Annotated in this window: 14 protein-coding genes; 2 read left to right on the plus strand and 12 right to left on the minus strand. The window is 74.9% G+C overall.

All coding sequences use genetic code 11. From position 1 onward, the window contains the following. The first annotated feature begins 474 nt into the window (after positions 1–474). Positions 475–1,620, plus strand: a complete 1,146-nt coding sequence (locus K6I33_RS04055; RefSeq protein WP_229348283.1) for a helix-turn-helix domain-containing protein — start codon at positions 475–477, stop codon at positions 1,618–1,620. Here the strand turns inward: K6I33_RS04055 and K6I33_RS04060 are convergent. The 10 genes from K6I33_RS04060 to K6I33_RS36255 all read right to left on the minus strand — a co-directional run bounded on the left by K6I33_RS04060 (position 1,593) and on the right by K6I33_RS36255 (position 12,040). Beyond that, positions 1,593–2,318 carry a TetR/AcrR family transcriptional regulator gene (locus K6I33_RS04060; RefSeq protein WP_229348284.1) on the minus strand — a complete coding sequence of 242 codons (726 nt, stop codon included), beginning with the start codon at positions 2,316–2,318 and terminating at the stop codon, positions 1,593–1,595. The genes K6I33_RS04055 and K6I33_RS04060 overlap by 28 nt on opposite strands. Before the next feature lie 55 nt (positions 2,319–2,373). Then, on the minus strand, positions 2,374–4,317 hold the full coding sequence (locus K6I33_RS04065; RefSeq protein ID WP_229348285.1) for a hypothetical protein: 1,944 nt from the start codon (positions 4,315–4,317) through the stop codon (positions 2,374–2,376). Positions 4,318–4,417: 100 nt separating this feature from the next. Then, a complete protein-coding gene (locus tag K6I33_RS04070) occupies positions 4,418–5,224 on the minus strand; it encodes a tyrosine-protein phosphatase (RefSeq protein WP_229348286.1) in 807 nt (268 codons plus the stop codon). A 51-nt stretch (positions 5,225–5,275) separates the two neighbouring features. Next, on the minus strand, positions 5,276–5,842 hold the full coding sequence (locus K6I33_RS04075; RefSeq protein WP_229348287.1) for a rhomboid-like protein: 567 nt from the start codon (positions 5,840–5,842) through the stop codon (positions 5,276–5,278). Positions 5,843–5,939: 97 nt separating this feature from the next. Continuing rightward, the gene (locus tag K6I33_RS04080; RefSeq protein ID WP_229348288.1) at positions 5,940–6,587 is read right to left on the minus strand and encodes a response regulator transcription factor; all 648 of its coding nucleotides are present in this window, start codon (positions 6,585–6,587) and stop codon (positions 5,940–5,942) included. Continuing rightward, complete coding sequence (locus K6I33_RS04085; RefSeq protein ID WP_229348289.1) at positions 6,578–7,066, minus strand: cupin domain-containing protein; 489 nt, start codon at positions 7,064–7,066, stop codon at positions 6,578–6,580. The genes K6I33_RS04080 and K6I33_RS04085 overlap by 10 nt, the downstream gene beginning before the upstream one ends. Positions 7,067–7,144: 78 nt before the next feature. Next, on the minus strand, positions 7,145–8,404 hold the full coding sequence (locus K6I33_RS04090; protein ID WP_229348290.1) for a sensor histidine kinase: 1,260 nt from the start codon (positions 8,402–8,404) through the stop codon (positions 7,145–7,147). 139 nt (positions 8,405–8,543) lie between these two features. Beyond that, complete coding sequence (locus K6I33_RS04095) at positions 8,544–9,161, minus strand: winged helix-turn-helix domain-containing protein (protein ID WP_229348291.1); 618 nt, start codon at positions 9,159–9,161, stop codon at positions 8,544–8,546. 345 nt (positions 9,162–9,506) lie between these two features. Beyond that, positions 9,507–10,490 carry a sphingomyelin phosphodiesterase gene (gene sph, locus K6I33_RS04100; protein ID WP_229348292.1) on the minus strand — a complete coding sequence of 328 codons (984 nt, stop codon included), beginning with the start codon at positions 10,488–10,490 and terminating at the stop codon, positions 9,507–9,509. A gap of 59 nt (positions 10,491–10,549) precedes the next feature. Beyond that, complete coding sequence (locus tag K6I33_RS36255; RefSeq protein ID WP_229348293.1) at positions 10,550–12,040, minus strand: MFS transporter; 1,491 nt, start codon at positions 12,038–12,040, stop codon at positions 10,550–10,552. Between the two features lie 75 nt (positions 12,041–12,115). Between K6I33_RS36255 and K6I33_RS04110 the strand changes: the two genes are divergently transcribed. Further along, positions 12,116–12,880, plus strand: a complete 765-nt coding sequence (locus K6I33_RS04110) for a helix-turn-helix transcriptional regulator (RefSeq protein WP_229348294.1) — start codon at positions 12,116–12,118, stop codon at positions 12,878–12,880. Positions 12,881–12,900: 20 nt separating this feature from the next. On the opposite strand, the gene K6I33_RS04115 is transcribed toward K6I33_RS04110, so the two are convergent. After that, a complete protein-coding gene (locus K6I33_RS04115) occupies positions 12,901–13,272 on the minus strand; it encodes an arsenate reductase family protein (protein WP_229348295.1) in 372 nt (123 codons plus the stop codon). 22 nt (positions 13,273–13,294) lie between these two features. Beyond that, positions 13,295–13,906 (minus strand): SDR family oxidoreductase (locus K6I33_RS04120; RefSeq protein WP_229348296.1); only part of this gene is annotated, 612 nt, incomplete at its 5' end.

A 13,906-nucleotide genomic window follows, 5' to 3' on the forward strand; every position in this document is an offset into this window, starting at 1 on the left:
CACGAGGGGTCGGACCGAGGTGTCGCGCCGTCGAGGGCGCGAAACCGGGTGATTCTCGAAATGATCCTCTGGATCATCCGGATCGTCCTCGACCTCGACGGCACCGGCGGATGAAGGACTGACCCCTCATCCGCCGGCTGATACCCAGCCGGCCGATGGGCCCGCGCTCTGGCTCGCGACCCGACGCGGGCCCATTGTGATGTCGCTGGGTACGTACTGCTTGAGTGCCCCCGATCGCACGGGAAGCAACATGCCCGCGCGAGGACGAACTCTTCCGCCGGTGTTTCCGCCGACCCCTCGACCCTCCCGCCCAAGAGCCGGTAACGGAACGAGGATTAGTCCTAAACGGTACCAGTAAACCCGGCCCGACCAGGGGATGGGGGTGAACCCCTGCGGGTAGTGTCCCTGGAGGGGAGTTGACCTAAGCGGTACCGTGGCCAGACCTTTCGGTTCCCGTACGGGGAGGCGCAGTCGGTGGCACGTGGGAGGGCGGACTTCGACGGGCACGCCCTGCGCGTGCTCCGCGCGACCCGGGCCGTCGACGGCCGGCTGCTCAGCGCCGCGGCCCTCGCCGCGCGGGTGGGGACGTCCAAGGCCCGCATCCTCGCCTACGAGAACAACCGCTCCGTGCCGGAGCCCGCGCGCATCGCCGAACTGGCCCGGGTCTTCAAGGTCCCCCCGGACCGGCTGTCGGCCTCCGACGCCCGCCATCTGTCCGTCCGGGACCTGCGGGTCCACGCCGGCCTCACCGCGGAGCAGGTCGCGGCGTCCCTCGGCGTCAGCCGCAGGACCTACCGCGACGTCGAGAGCATGGCCCGCCTCCCCGTCCGGGACGACGGCACCCTGCGCATCCGGCTCGCCGCCTGCCTCGGCGTCCCCCTCGGCCGGATCAACCGCGCGCTGCACCACCACCCGCTGGCCATCGCCCGCCGCGCCCAGATCGCGGACCACCTGACGGCGCTGTTCCAGCGGGCCCACCGGACGCACGTCCCCGCCGTCGTCACCCCCGACGACGAACGGCTGCGGGCCGTCGCCGCCCTCGTCCAGCGGGTGCCCACCGTCGTCTGCCGGCTCGTCAACAACGAACTGGTCCGCTACCGGCGGCTGCTGCGCGGCCAGGCCATGGCGGAGCTGGAGGCGGCCTACGCCGAGGACGAGCACGCGGCCCGGCAGGCCAAGGAGCGGCGGCGCAGGTTCACGGGGCTCGTGGAGACGGCCCCCGCCCGCTCCGCCGAGGTCCTCAGCTCCTTCCTCGCCGAGGCCATGAGCGCCCGGCAGTGGCGCGCCATGGTCTCGCTGGTGGACACCGGGGCGGAGGGCATCGCGGTGCGCCACCCGTCCGACGCCGACGCGGGCGTCTGGAACGCCCTGCTGGAGCGGTCCTTCGTCACCCGCGTCGTCCACGTCGAACAGGGCGTCCACATCCATGTGCTCAGCTCCCGGGGCCTGAACGCCATGCGCGGCGAGTTCCGCATGTACGCCTGCCTCTACCCGCGCGTCGCCACGCCCCTGCTCTTCCGCCATCTGCTGGTGGCCACGCAGGGACAGGGGAAACGGGGGCCGCGGCGCGAGGGCCGGGTGCGGAAGGAGCCTCAGCCGATCACGACGTCCGAGGGCTGACCGGCGCCGGCGGGCAGCCGGGCGGCGCCGGTCAGCAGATTCCTCAGCGGCCCCTCCGCCGGCTCGTCCCCGAGGACCCGGACCAGCACCGCCGCCGTCTCCTCGTCGTACGCGGCGCTCACCGCGACGAGCGCCGCGAACGCGTGCGTCAGCTGCCGCTCCAGCTCCCCGCGCGGGACGCGGCGGCCGTCCAGCCACAGCAGCGCGGTGCTCTCCGCCAGCGAGATCCAGGACCGCAGGAGCAGCTCCAGCCGGGGGGACGGCTCCCGTACGCCCAGATGTGTCAGCAGACGGCCGTACGCGGCCTGCCGCACCCCGTCGATCAGCGCGCAGGACGGGCCGGTGCCCGCCATCGCCGGGCCGCCGCGCAACAGGGCGGCGAAGCCCGGCCCGCAGTCCTCCACGAAGTCGAAGTAGCGCCGCATCGCCCGCGCCAGCCGGCCGCCGGACGGGCCCTCGCACGGCTCGGCGAGCCGGGCGGTCAGCTCGTCGGCCGCGTGGCGCAGCGCGGCCTCGTAGAGGCTCTGCTTGCAGGGGAAGTAGTGATAGACGAGCGGCCGGGAGATCCCGGCCGCGGTGGCGATGTCGTCGACGGAGACGGTGTCGGGCGGGCGGTGCCCGAACAGGTCGAGGGCGACCGCGATCAATTGTTCGCGGCGCTGCTCGACACCCATCCTGCGGCGTACCCCGGTCGTCATGGCGGTCATCCTAAACCGGCCCATACCGGGGGCCGTTCGGCCCGGGCCGGACGGCTCAGCGCAGCTCCGTCAGCTTGGAGCCGTCCTCCAGACGGGCCGTCAGCTCGGCCCGGGCGCCCTGCCGGGCGGGCACGGCCAGGAGCGGGCCCCGTTCGCTGCCGTGCACATCGCCGGTCGCCGTGACGGAGGCGACGTCGCCGCCGCCCGCCGCCAGCGCGTACCAGGTGCCGCCCGGGGACTTCCACAGGGCGCCCGCCAGGACGTGGGGGTCGCGGGCCCCGCAGGCGGGCGTGGACTCGGCGCGGGCGACGACCGCGGCGGGCGCGCCGGCCCGGCCGCCGGGGGCCAGGAACTGGGCCAGCACCCGGCTGCCCGCGCCGCGCCAGGTCTCGGCCCGGGTGCAGAACCACTCCGCGCTCCCGGCGGCCCCGGGCAGCGTCTGGGTGGCGAACTGCCAGGAGTTCACCGAGCGCACGCCCTGCCCCCGCACGGTCGTCAGCCGGCAGGCCGTATGGGCCCAGGCCGCGCGGTCCTTGGCGCCGGTCGCGTCGTGCGGGGAGGCGGGGGCGCCCGCGGTGAGCCGGGCGGGGAGCAGCTCGCCGAGGTCGGTGACCAGGTGGTCGCCGAGGCGGAGGGCCGTCCAGGCGTGGCAGTCGCTCGCGCCGGCGGGGCTGGGCACGGAGTCGGTGACGCCGTCGGCGCCCCGGCGCAGCGGCTCGTCGGCGGCGCCCGGGGCGAGCAGGTCCCGTACGGCGGTGCCGTCGATCCAGGGGGCGGTCAGATAGCGGACGTTGCCGTCGGTGCGGCCGACGACGAGCGCGGCGGCGGTGGCGGTGTCGGCCGCGTCGGCGCGGGCGAAGTCCAGGGCGGCGGCGCCGGCGTCACCGTCCTTGGACTCGGCGTAGCGCACGACGCGCAGCCCGTCGTGGAACAGCACGACCGTCGCCGCGTCGACGTCGCCCGCGTACAGCAGCTGCGGGGGTCCGGCGGCGGGCCCGGTGGCGGTGCCGGGCGTCGCGGTGACCTGCACGGAGGAGCCGGGCCGGGCCCAGACGGCCAGGGCCCGGCGCAGCAGCTCCTTGTCGCCGGTGCGGCCGCCGCGCGCGGGCCAGGAGGCGAAGCCGGGGCGGTCGGCGCTCCTCCACGCGGTGGGGGCGACCGTGACCAGCCGCGCCGGGTCGAGGGCCTGCTCGGCGGCCGCGTTCCGCGCGTACGGGGGCGCGGCCGCGCCGTCCGGGCCCCAGCCGCCGTCGGGCAGGGCGATCAGCGTCCCGCACACCAGGACCGCCGCGGCGGCGGCCAGGGCGGCCCTGGTGTGCTGGCGGCGGCGCATCAGGTCGGTGGGCCGGGCCTGGAGGGAGCACGGGTCGAACTCCACCGACTCCAGCAGCGAGGCGTCCCGGCTGCCGGGCGGGAGCCGCACCCCGTCGGCCTCGGTCAGCGCCGCGCCCGGCTCCAGCACCCCGGCGGCGGCCAGCATCCGCACCACGTCGCGCTCGTCCGGCAGCTCCAGCGCGCGCAGCGCGTAGGCGGCGCGGCCGGGCGCGGAGAGCGCGGCCAGCGCCTGGTCGAGCACGAGCTCGTCGGCGCCGCCCGAGCGCGGGAACAGCCGCAGCCCCCACACCTGCGGGAGCAGCGGCGGCAGCTGCCCGGGGCGGGGCAGCCCGAACCGGCCGCGCGGGCGCGAGGCGGCCAGCGCGGACTCCAGCACCCGCTGCCGGACGTAGGCGTACCCCGGGTCCTCCGGCGACCGCCGGTCCCCCCGGGGGCCCGGCAGGACGGGCTCCTCGTCCCGCGCGCCCGCCCTGCCCCGGGGCAGGGCCCGCTGGACGAGGGCGTGGGCGGTCAGCACCCGCCGGTTCCGGCCCAGCGACGGCGGCAGCACCAGGTAGGCGAGCCGTACCAGCCGCGGATAGTGCTCGATGAGCGCGGCCTCGGCCTGCTCGACGTCGACGGTGGGCGGGGCGGGGGGCCGGGTGGCCGTTGCTTGCTGCTGCACGTAGGTAGAACGAGTGAATGATGGGATGGTCACTTCACCCGTCACCCGAGTGGGCGGCTCACCCGAGCGGGCCGCCCGGGCTCCCGCCGGGGCGTCCGCGCTAGGCGACGCAGCGCGCCCGGATCCGGTCCACCGCCGCGTCCGGGATGCCGAGGCCGTCGCGCACGTACCCCGTCACCCCGCCGTACGCCCGGTGCATCTCCTCCAGCGCCACCGCCAGATAGCCGGGCCGCACGCCGAGGATGGCGTCGACGATGGCCGGGTCGCCGCCGGCGTCCGTGAAGCGGTCGATGACCGGCTTGAACGCCGCCCGCACGGCCGGCTCCACCGCCAGGTACTCCCGCTCGACCGTCGCCTCGTCCGCCCCGAGCAGCAGCAGGACGAGCGTCGCCGCCCAGCCCGTGCGGTCCTTGCCCGCCGTGCAGTGGAAGAGCAGCGGCCCGCAGTCCGGCTCGGCGAGCGTGGTCAGCAGCAGCCGGAAGGCCTGGCAGGCGGACTCGGAGGTGACGAAGGAGCGGTAGACGTCGCTCATCACTTTCTCGGCCTTGCCGCCGCCCAGGTGCTCCTCGGCGGCGGCCGGGCTGCCGAGGACGTCCTCCAGCTTGCCGGGGACCTGGTCGCCGTCGCCGGGGTGGGTCGCGCCCGGTCCGGCGAAGACGTCCGCGACGATCAGGCGGGCGCCCTCGGGCAGCCGGTCGGGCCGCTCGCGGCGCTCGTTCTCGCTGCGCAGGTCCACCACCGTGTGGACGCCGAGGGCGGCGACGGCCGGGTCGGCCACCGGGTCGAGGCGGTCGAGCCCTCCGGAGCGCAGCAGCAGTCCGGGCCGGACGGCGGAGTTGCCGACGAGCGCGATGCCGCCGAGGTCGCGGAGGTTCGTGATCGTCGAGGCGTCGAACTGCTGGGGCATGGGCCGGTCTCCCTCATCCGCTTTTTGCGGCTTATCGCATTTTCTGCCCTCTTATTGTGAGGAACGCCGGCCGAGTCCGCGACGGCGCCCCCTGACCAGCGCCGGGCCCAGCCCCAGGCCCAGCGTCAGCGCCAGCAGGTGACCCACGTCCGTGAAGGTCGTCCGGCCCCGCCCCCGGAGACAGGGCCGGACACCGAGCGTGAGCAGTGCCGCGCAGGCGGCCGTCCGGGCCCGGCCGCGCGGCAGGGCGGCCGCCAGGGCGCCCGCGACGGCGTTGAGGCCGTAGCTGACGCCCACGTCCGTCGCGGACCGCGTCCGGGGCCCGGCGCGCAGGGCGCGCAGCCCCGCGTGGACGAGGAGCGAGGCGCCCACGTGCCCGTAGGCGAAGGCGCCCGCCGCCCACCACGCTCCGTAGGCGTACTCCGTGTACCCCAGCACCGCCAGCAGGAGCAGCGCGTACGGCAGCTCCATGGGGGCCTCGACCAGGAAGGCGCTGCCGCCGAGGGTGTCCCAGCGGCCGGCGTCGAGATTGTCGACGTTGGTGGAGCACCGGCGCAGCAGGCGCCCGCGTGCCTCCGGCGTGAGCAGGCGCCGCACGGCGTACGCGCCCAGCTGCACGCCCCCTACATAGACGGGGGCGAACAGCGGGAACGCACGGGGTGTCCGGGGTATCCCGGGTATCCCGGGTATCCGGGACGGTTTCCGGGACACTTCCTCACCCCCGGTCGAGGTAGGCCAGCACCGCCAGCACCCGGCGGTTGTCGTCGTCGGACGGCGGAAGCCCGAGCTTCCCGAAGATGTTGGACGTGTGCTTGGCGATCGCCCGCTCGGTCACCGTCAGCCGCTCGGCGATCGCCGTGTTGGACCGGCCCTGCGCCATCAGCTCCATCACCTCGCGCTCGCGCGGCGTGAGCCCCGCCATCGGCCGGTCCTTCTCACGCCGCGTCAGCAGCTGCGAGATGACCTGCGGATCCATCGCCGTGCCGCCCGCCGCGACGCGCCGCACGGCGTCGACGAACTGCTCCGCGTCGAAGACCCGGTCCTTCAGCAGATAGCCGACGCCGCCACTGCCGTCCGCGAGCAACTCCCGCGCGTAGAGCTGCTCCACGTGCTGCGACAGCACCAGCACCGGCAGTCCCGGGGTGGCCCGGCGGGCGGCCAGGGCGCACTGGAGGCCCTCGTCGGTGAAGGACGGCGGCAGCCGCACGTCCACCACCGCCACGTCCGGCCGCTCCTCGGCCAGGGCCCGGGTCAGCTCCGGACCGCTGGCCACCGCCGCCGCGATCTCGAAGCCGTACGCCTCCAGCAGCCGGACCAGACCGTCCCGCAGCAGGAACAGGTCCTCGGCGAGCACTACGCGCACGGGCCCTCCGCGAGCGTGAAGTCTTCGTAGTCGAAGCCGGGGGAGACGATGCAGGTCACCAGCACCGGATCGGTGCCCGCCGGCTCGGCGGACTGCCACACCCCGCCTGGGACCAGCCCCTGCGGCAGCTCGCCCCGCTCGACGCCGGCGCCCAGAACGAGCTCCTCGGCGCCGGCGTCGTCGGGCTCCGGGCCGTCGCCGCCCAGCCGCAGCCGCAGCGGGCCGCCCCGGTGCCAGAGCCACAGCTCGTCCGAGCGGACCCGGTGCCAGCGGGAGCGCTCACCGGGGTGGAGCAGGAAGTAGATGCCGGTGGCGTGGGGGCGCGGGCCCGGGTACCCCTCCGGGACGGCCGTGCCGGAGGTCCGCCAGGTCTCCCGGAACCAGCCGCCCTCGACATGCGGGCGCAGGTCCAGGAGGGAGACGAGCCCGGAGCGTTCGGTGGAGCTTTCGTCGGTGAAGCTTTCGGAGGCTTCGGTCATGAGCCCACTCTGCCACCGGCCTCCCGCCCCGGGGTCACCGGGTGAGCGCCCCGGGGTCACCGGGTGAGCGCCCCGGGGTCACCGGGTGAGCGCGCAGGGGATCTCCATCGTCACCATCGTCGGGCCGCCCGCCGGGCTGCTGACGGCCAGCACACCGTCGAAGGCGCCCAGCCGGCGCTCGATGCCGCGCAGCCCCGAGCCGCCCGCCGGGTCGGCCCCGCCGCGGCCGTTGTCGGTCACCGCGATCCGCAGGGTGCCCTCCACGTGCCGGACGTCCAGCCAGATCCGGGCGGCGCCGGAGTGCTTGGCCGCGTTGGTGAGGGCCTCGCTGATCGCGAAGTAGGCGGCCGACTCGACCGGTTCGGCCGCCCGGCCCGCCAGCTCCACGTCCACCTCGACGGCGAGCGGCAGCCGCAGCGCCAGGGCGCGCACGGCGTCGGCGAGCCCCCGCTCGGCCAGCACGGGCGGGTGGATGCCCCGGACGAGGTCGCGCAGCTCGGTGAGGGTCTCCGCGGTGCCGGCCCGGGTGGCCGCCAGCAGCCGCTTGGCCTCGGCGGGGTCCTTCTCGATCAGCGCCTCGACGGTGCCCAGGCTCATGCCCATGGCCACGAGCCGGGCCTGCGCCCCGTCGTGCAGATCGCGCTCGATGCGGCGCAGTTCGGCGGCGGAGCTGTCCACGGCCTCGTGCCGGGTCTCGGTGAGCCGGTCGACGCGCCGGGCCAGCTCGGTCTCCCGGGTGGGCCGCAGGAAGACCGCGGCCAGCCGGAAGTGGGCGCGTAGCAGACGGGGGTTGACGAAGAGCCCGAGGACGCCGAGGGCGAGGCCGAGGCCGGCCGCCATGTTCGCCGACGTCTGGCCGGTGATGTGGATGAACGCGAACCACTCGTTGCCCCCGGCGTTCACGATCGGCTTCCAGACGCCGAGGGCCAGCACCGGGCCCCAGACCGCGTACACCAGCAGGATGGCCGGAAGCATCGCGGTGAGGATGCCGCCCGTCATCTGGACCAGCAGCCACTGCGCGTCCCGCCAGGTGGTGCGGTCCTTGAGCAGGGCCAGGCACAGCTCGACCCGGCCGGTGATCCCGCCCTTGACCGCGGGCGGCGGCCCGTAGGGCACCGGGATGCGCAGCCCGGACCAGTCCAGGGCCTGGGCCCGGCACTGATCGGAGTGGGCCCGGACGGCCTTCAGCACGAGCGGGGTCGTGAACAGCCCCACGCCCAGCACGATCAGGACGACCGACACCATCGTGAACGCGAACAGCACGGTCGCCGTCACCGCCCCGGACACCGCCAGCCAGAATCCGCGCGCCCCGGCCAGCAGGCCTTCCCGGACCTTCATCGTTCCCTCTCCCCACAGGTTGTCCCGCGGGCCGTGGAAGCGGCCCGCGGGAACAAGTCTGCGGGGTCGGGCCGCGCCCGGTCACGGGGGCCGGCCGCCGGCCGGGGGTGTACCCAGCACCACCATCCGGGCGGGAAGATCAGAGGGCGGCCGGGGGCGCGTACTTGTAGCCGACGCGGCGGACGGTGACGATCGACGAGCGGTACTCGGCGCCCATCTTGCGGCGCAGCCGGGCGACATGGACGTCGACGGTACGGCCGTCGCCCACGTGCCCGTAGCCCCACACGGTCGTCACCAGCTGGTCGCGGGTGTGCACCCGGTGCGGGTGGGCGACGAAGTGGGCCAGCAGCTCGAACTCGAGGTAGGTCAGGTCCAGCGGGCGGCCCGCGACGCTCGCCGTCCGCTGCTCGGGGTCGATGCTCACCAGCGCGTCGCCCTCGGTGAGGGGCGCGGGCTCCCCGGCGGCCTGCCCGGCCTGTCCTGCCTGCCCGGCCGCTGCCGCCTGGCCGGCCGCTCCGGTCTGCCCGGCCTCGGCGTGCTCGGCCGGTACGAGCACCAGGTAGCCGATCATCGGCGGCCGGCCCGGCAGGGTGGGCAGCGCGTGCTGGGGCGCCGGCAGCCAGGTCGCCCCGGCGTGCAGCAGCTCGGCGACCGGCGGCACCTCGTCCGGGGCCACGGCACGCAGCCGGTGGCGGCGGTCGGCGCGGGCCTGGGCGGGGACCTGCGGGGACGCGGTGAGGGTGCGGAGGTTCGTCATGGAGAGCTCAGCTCTTTCGCGCGAGAGGCCGTCGAGAGGACGTGCGTGGCGCGGGCCGCTTGGCCGGAAACGTACCGGCGGCTGACTTCGACGCGGGTCAGCGGGAGGAGTGGGCCTGCGCGGGAATCGCGCGACAACACACTCGGTCGAAGTCGTGGTGCTGACGGGAAGGCCAGAAGGGCTCGAGGTCGAAGCGACCCGTCGCGGAGTTCTGATAGCTGGCCATGCCCCTATTGAAGCATGGCCGGCGCCGGGACAGGAGCCCTGCCGATCAGTGAATACGGAACCTTGGCGATCTTGGATGTTGCTACGGGCCGGGTTACCGGCGGTCGTCCGGCAAGGTGATCAACTCGCCGAGGCGGCCACCGGGTAGTGATCGCTGAGGTTGGTGTACGTGTACTCCTTGCCCCAGCTGGACACCTTCCAGGGCGCGGAGCTCTCCTTGATCACGGAGTTCGTCCAGCCCTGGGGCCGGACGTGGCCGTTGCGGTGGAGGACGTAGTCCAGGTCCTCGCGGGGGTCGGTCGGGTAGCGGTAGGCCGCGATCGAGTTCTCCTTGGTGTCGAAGGAGTACGGGTGGCCGGTGCGGCCGCCGTCCGCCGGGGCCAGATCGGCGTCGGCGAGCATCGAGCGGTACTCCTCGCTCCGCGAGTCCACGTTCAGGTCGCCCGCGACCATCACCTGCTCGTCCGCCGGGATGTTCTTGGCGTCGAGGAACGCGTCGATCTGCCGGAACTGCTTGGCGCGGTCGGCCTCCGCCTCGCCCGCCTTGCAGCCGCTGTCCGTCGACTGGGCGTGCGTCCCCACCAAGTGCACCTTGGTGCCGTTGACGTCGAGGACGACGTACGCGAAGCCCTTGTTGGACCACCAGTCGGCGCCGCACGCGTCCTTGTAGATCACCTGCTCCTTGCGGACGATCGGCCACTTGCTGAGCACGGTCACCCCGCCGTCCTCCGGAGTGGTGGTGGAGTAGGCGCCTCCGGTGGCGTCCCAGCCGTCCTTGCTCCGGCCGACGACGGGCGTCTGGTACGGGTAGCCCGCGGCCGCCCGGGCCTTCAGGTCGTCCGAGGCGGCGTTGTCGAAGGCCTCCTGGAGCACGACGACGTCATTGCCCTGGAAGAAGCCGGCGGCGGCTATCTCCTTGGCGCGGTGCGCCTGGCCCCAGTTGGGGTAGAGGTTCGTGCTCATGAGGAACGTGTTGTAGGTGAGCACCTTCAGGCGCGGTGTGCCGGACTTCCCCGCCGCCTGGGCCTGTTGCGGCAGGACGGCGGCGGTGAGCAGGGCGGCGGCGGACAGGGCGATGGATCCGGCGGTCTTCGTGAACGGCACTGCGACTCCCTCGACGGTCGGTGATCCTCAGCGGGCCCGGCACATCAGATCAGTTGCCGTTAGCACCCGATGGCGGGCAGGTTTCCGTCAGCCGACGCGCGGGACAAGAGCCGACGCCGTCGCTGTCGCCGTCGCCGTACGCCCAGCAGGAGCGCCGTGGCGAGCACCCCTCCCACGAGGAACGCCGCCGCCGCGAGCACGGCCGGCAGCCGCAGACCGGCACCGCCGGTGAGACCGCCCGACGCCGTGGCCACCGTGCCGAACAGGGCCACCCCGGCAGCGCTGCCCACCTGCCGGGCGACATTGAAGACCGCGGACGCCACGCCCGTACCGTCCGCGGGCGCCGCGTCGATGACGGCGGCGGTGGCGGCGAGCGCGGTGATCGTCTGGCCCAGGCCCGTGGCGGCGAGCGCGAACAGCAGCGCGGAGTACGGGACGCCCGGCCGGACGACGAGCCAGCCCAGGAAACCCGCCGCCCCCAGGAACAGCCCGGCGGCCATGGGCGCGTACGGGCCCGTACGCGCGCTCACCCGGCTCAGCAGCGGCGCCGCGACCAGGCCCATGCAGACCGAGGGCAGCAGGGCGAGCCCGGTCTCCAGGGCGTCGTACCCGCGCGCCTGCCGGAAGTAGAGCGTGGACAGGAACAGCATGCCGTAGTAGCCGAAGCTGATCAGGAAGCCGATGGCGGCCGTGACGGAGAACGCCCTCCGCCGGAACAGGGAGGGCGGCAGCAGTGGCCGCCGGGCCGCGGGGGAGACGGCCGCACCGGCCTCCAGCCGGTGCTCCAACCGGTGCTCCACGACGGCGAACGCGGCCAGCGCCGCCACGCCCGTCACGGCCGCCGCCAGCACCGGGGGAGCGGTCCAGCCGGCCGTCCCGGCTTCGTTGAGCGCCCCGGCCAGCGCGACGAGTCCGATGACGCCCAGCACCTGACCGAAGGGGTCCATCCGGCCGGGGGCAGCGTCCTGGAGGCCGCGAGAGAAAGAAATATGACGCATAGTCAGCAGGATGGCGAGACCGCCCACGGGCAGGTTCAGCCAGAACACCGCCCGCCAGTCCAGCCCGGCCACCAGCAGCCCGCCCACCGCGGGCCCCGCCCCGAAGTCGACCGAGGCGACGGCCCCCCACACCGCGACCGCGCGGGCCCGGGCGACCCGGTCCGGGTGGGCGGCCCGCAGCAGCGCCAGCGAGGCCGGCACGAGGAAGGCGGCCCCCGCGCCCTGCGCCAGCCGCCCCGCCACCAGGGCACCCGCCGTGGTGGCCAGCCCGCAGACGGCCGACGCGGCGACGAAGACGCCCAGCCCCCACAGGAACACCCGCCGGTGCCCGAACCGGTCGCCCAGCCCGCCGCCGAGCAGCAACAGCCCCGCGAAGACGGTGCTGTAGCCGTCGACGCACCACTGGAGGGCGGCCGGCCCGGCGTGGAGCGAGGCGCCGATGTCGGGCACGGCCACCGTGACGACGGTGACGTCCAGCATGACCAGGAAGTAGCCGAGGCTGAGGGAGACGAGGGGAAGGGACGTACGGAAAGGCGCTCTTGCGGTTCTCACGGTTCTCACGGAAACGAGTCTCGGCCCCGCACACTTCGCCGCTCACCGAAATGTGCGCGTCGTAGATTGGCTCCCGTGACCGACGTGATCAACCACCAGCCCGATGTCGCCCGCGCCGCCGCACTGATCGCGGACCCGTCCCGCGCCCGGATCCTCAAGGCGCTGTGCGACGGCCGGGCCCTGTCGGCGGGCGCCCTCGCCACGGAGGCGGGCGTGAGCGCCCCCACCGTCAGCGCCCACCTCGCCCGGCTCACGTCCGGCGGCCTGATCACGGCCGTCCACGACGGCCGGCACCGCTACTACCGCCTCACCGGCCCCGACGTCGCCGCCGCGCTGGAGGCGCTCGCCCTCATCGCCCCGCCCCTGCCGGTGCGCTCCCTGCGCGAGAGCGGCGTCGCCAACGCCCTCCACCGCGCCCGCACCTGCTACGACCACCTGGCCGGCCACCTCGGCGTCGCCCTGATGCGCGCCCTCCTCGACCGCGGCCTGCTCACCGGCCACGACGGCACCCACCACCCGGAGACCGCCGTCCGCGACCGCCCCGCCGCCTACGGCCACGACGCCGCCTACCGCCTCACCGCCCCCGGCCGCACCGCCCTGACCGCCTTCGGTGTGGACGTCGAGGGCCTGCCCCGCCGCCGCCCGGCCATCCGCTACTGCGTCGACTGGAGCGAGCACCAGCACCACCTCGCCGGCGCGCTGGGCGCCGCCCTCACCGCCCGGCTCTTCACCCTCGGCTGGCTCCGGCACGGGGCGAGCCCGCGCGTCGTCCACCTCACGGAGACGGGGACGCACGGGCTGGCGGACACATTCGGGCTGCGTGCCGCCCTAATGGCGTGAGGCCCCGCCCCCGTGAGGCCCTAACCGCGTGAGGACCGGGCCAGCGCTTCCCGTACGGCCTCCTCGGTACGCCCCACGAAGGCCGAGCCGTCGTCGGCGGTGATGATCGGCCGCTGGATGAGCTTCGGATGTGCCGCCAGGGCCTCCACCCACCGGTCGCGCGCCGCCGCGTCCCGGGGCCAGTCCTTGACCCCGAGCTCCTTGGCCACGGCCTCCTGGGTACGGGTGATGTCCCACGGCTCCAGCCCCAGCCGCTCCAGCACAGCGCGAATCTCCTCGACGGTGGGCACGTCCTCGAGATAACGCCGGACGGAATACCCGGCTCCTTCGGCATCGAGCAGCGAGAGCGCGCTACGGCACTTCGAACAGGCGGGATTGATCCAGATCTCCATGCCCCGACAGTAGCCCGCGGGGTCACCCCACGCGCTCGGCGAGGAAGCCCTCCCAGGTCCGGCGCCCCTTGACGGCCCCGTCGAGGACGAGGTTCTCCCCGGCCCGGTACGCACGGCCGAGCCCGCCCGGCACCCGGACCGGCACCATCGGCCGCCGCTTGCCCGCGGCCCGCAGATAGCCGCGGCTCAGCTCGGCCAGCTCGTACACCTCCGGCCCGGCGAGGTCGGGCACCGCACCGGCGGGCTCGCCGAGCGCCAGCTCCACGAGCCGGGCGGCCACCTCCCGCGCGTCGACCGGCTGCCAGCGCACCCCACCGGGGGCCGGGACCACCGGCAGCTTCGCCATCTTCTCCACCACCGTCAGGGCCAGGTCGTGGAACTGGGCGGCGCGCAGCGTCGTCCACGGCAGCCCCGACCCGGCCACGGCCCGCTCGGCCTCCAGCTTGGCCCGGAAGTACCCCAGCGGGACCTTGTCGGCCCCGATGACGGAGATGTACACCAGATGCCCCACCCCGGCCCGCCGCGCCGCCCGCACCAGATTCCGGGTCGCGACGTCGTCGCCCTTGGGACCGCCCGCGAGGTGGAGCACGACCCCGGCCCCCTCGACGGCGGCCTCGACCCCCTCGTCCTTGAC

It is taken from the genome of Streptomyces sp. UNOB3_S3 (assembly GCF_020740895.1).
Classification (GTDB): Bacteria; Actinomycetota; Actinomycetes; order Streptomycetales; family Streptomycetaceae; genus Streptomyces.

Bases quoted from the DNA above. Each gene is read 5' to 3' on its own strand.
- K6I33_RS04060 (WP_229348284.1), bottom strand. From the start codon at position 2,318: ATGACGACCGGGGTACGCCGCAGGATGGGTGTCGAGCAGCGCCGCGAA.
- K6I33_RS04070 (WP_229348286.1), bottom strand. From the start codon at position 5,224: ATGCCCCAGCAGTTCGACGCCTCGACGATCACGAACCTCCGCGACCTC.
- K6I33_RS04085 (WP_229348289.1), bottom strand. From the start codon at position 7,066: ATGACCGAAGCCTCCGAAAGCTTCACCGACGAAAGCTCCACCGAACGC.
- K6I33_RS04090 (WP_229348290.1), bottom strand. From the start codon at position 8,404: ATGAAGGTCCGGGAAGGCCTGCTGGCCGGGGCGCGCGGATTCTGGCTG.
- K6I33_RS04095 (WP_229348291.1), bottom strand. From the start codon at position 9,161: ATGACGAACCTCCGCACCCTCACCGCGTCCCCGCAGGTCCCCGCCCAG.
- K6I33_RS04115 (WP_229348295.1), bottom strand. From the start codon at position 13,272: ATGGAGATCTGGATCAATCCCGCCTGTTCGAAGTGCCGTAGCGCGCTC.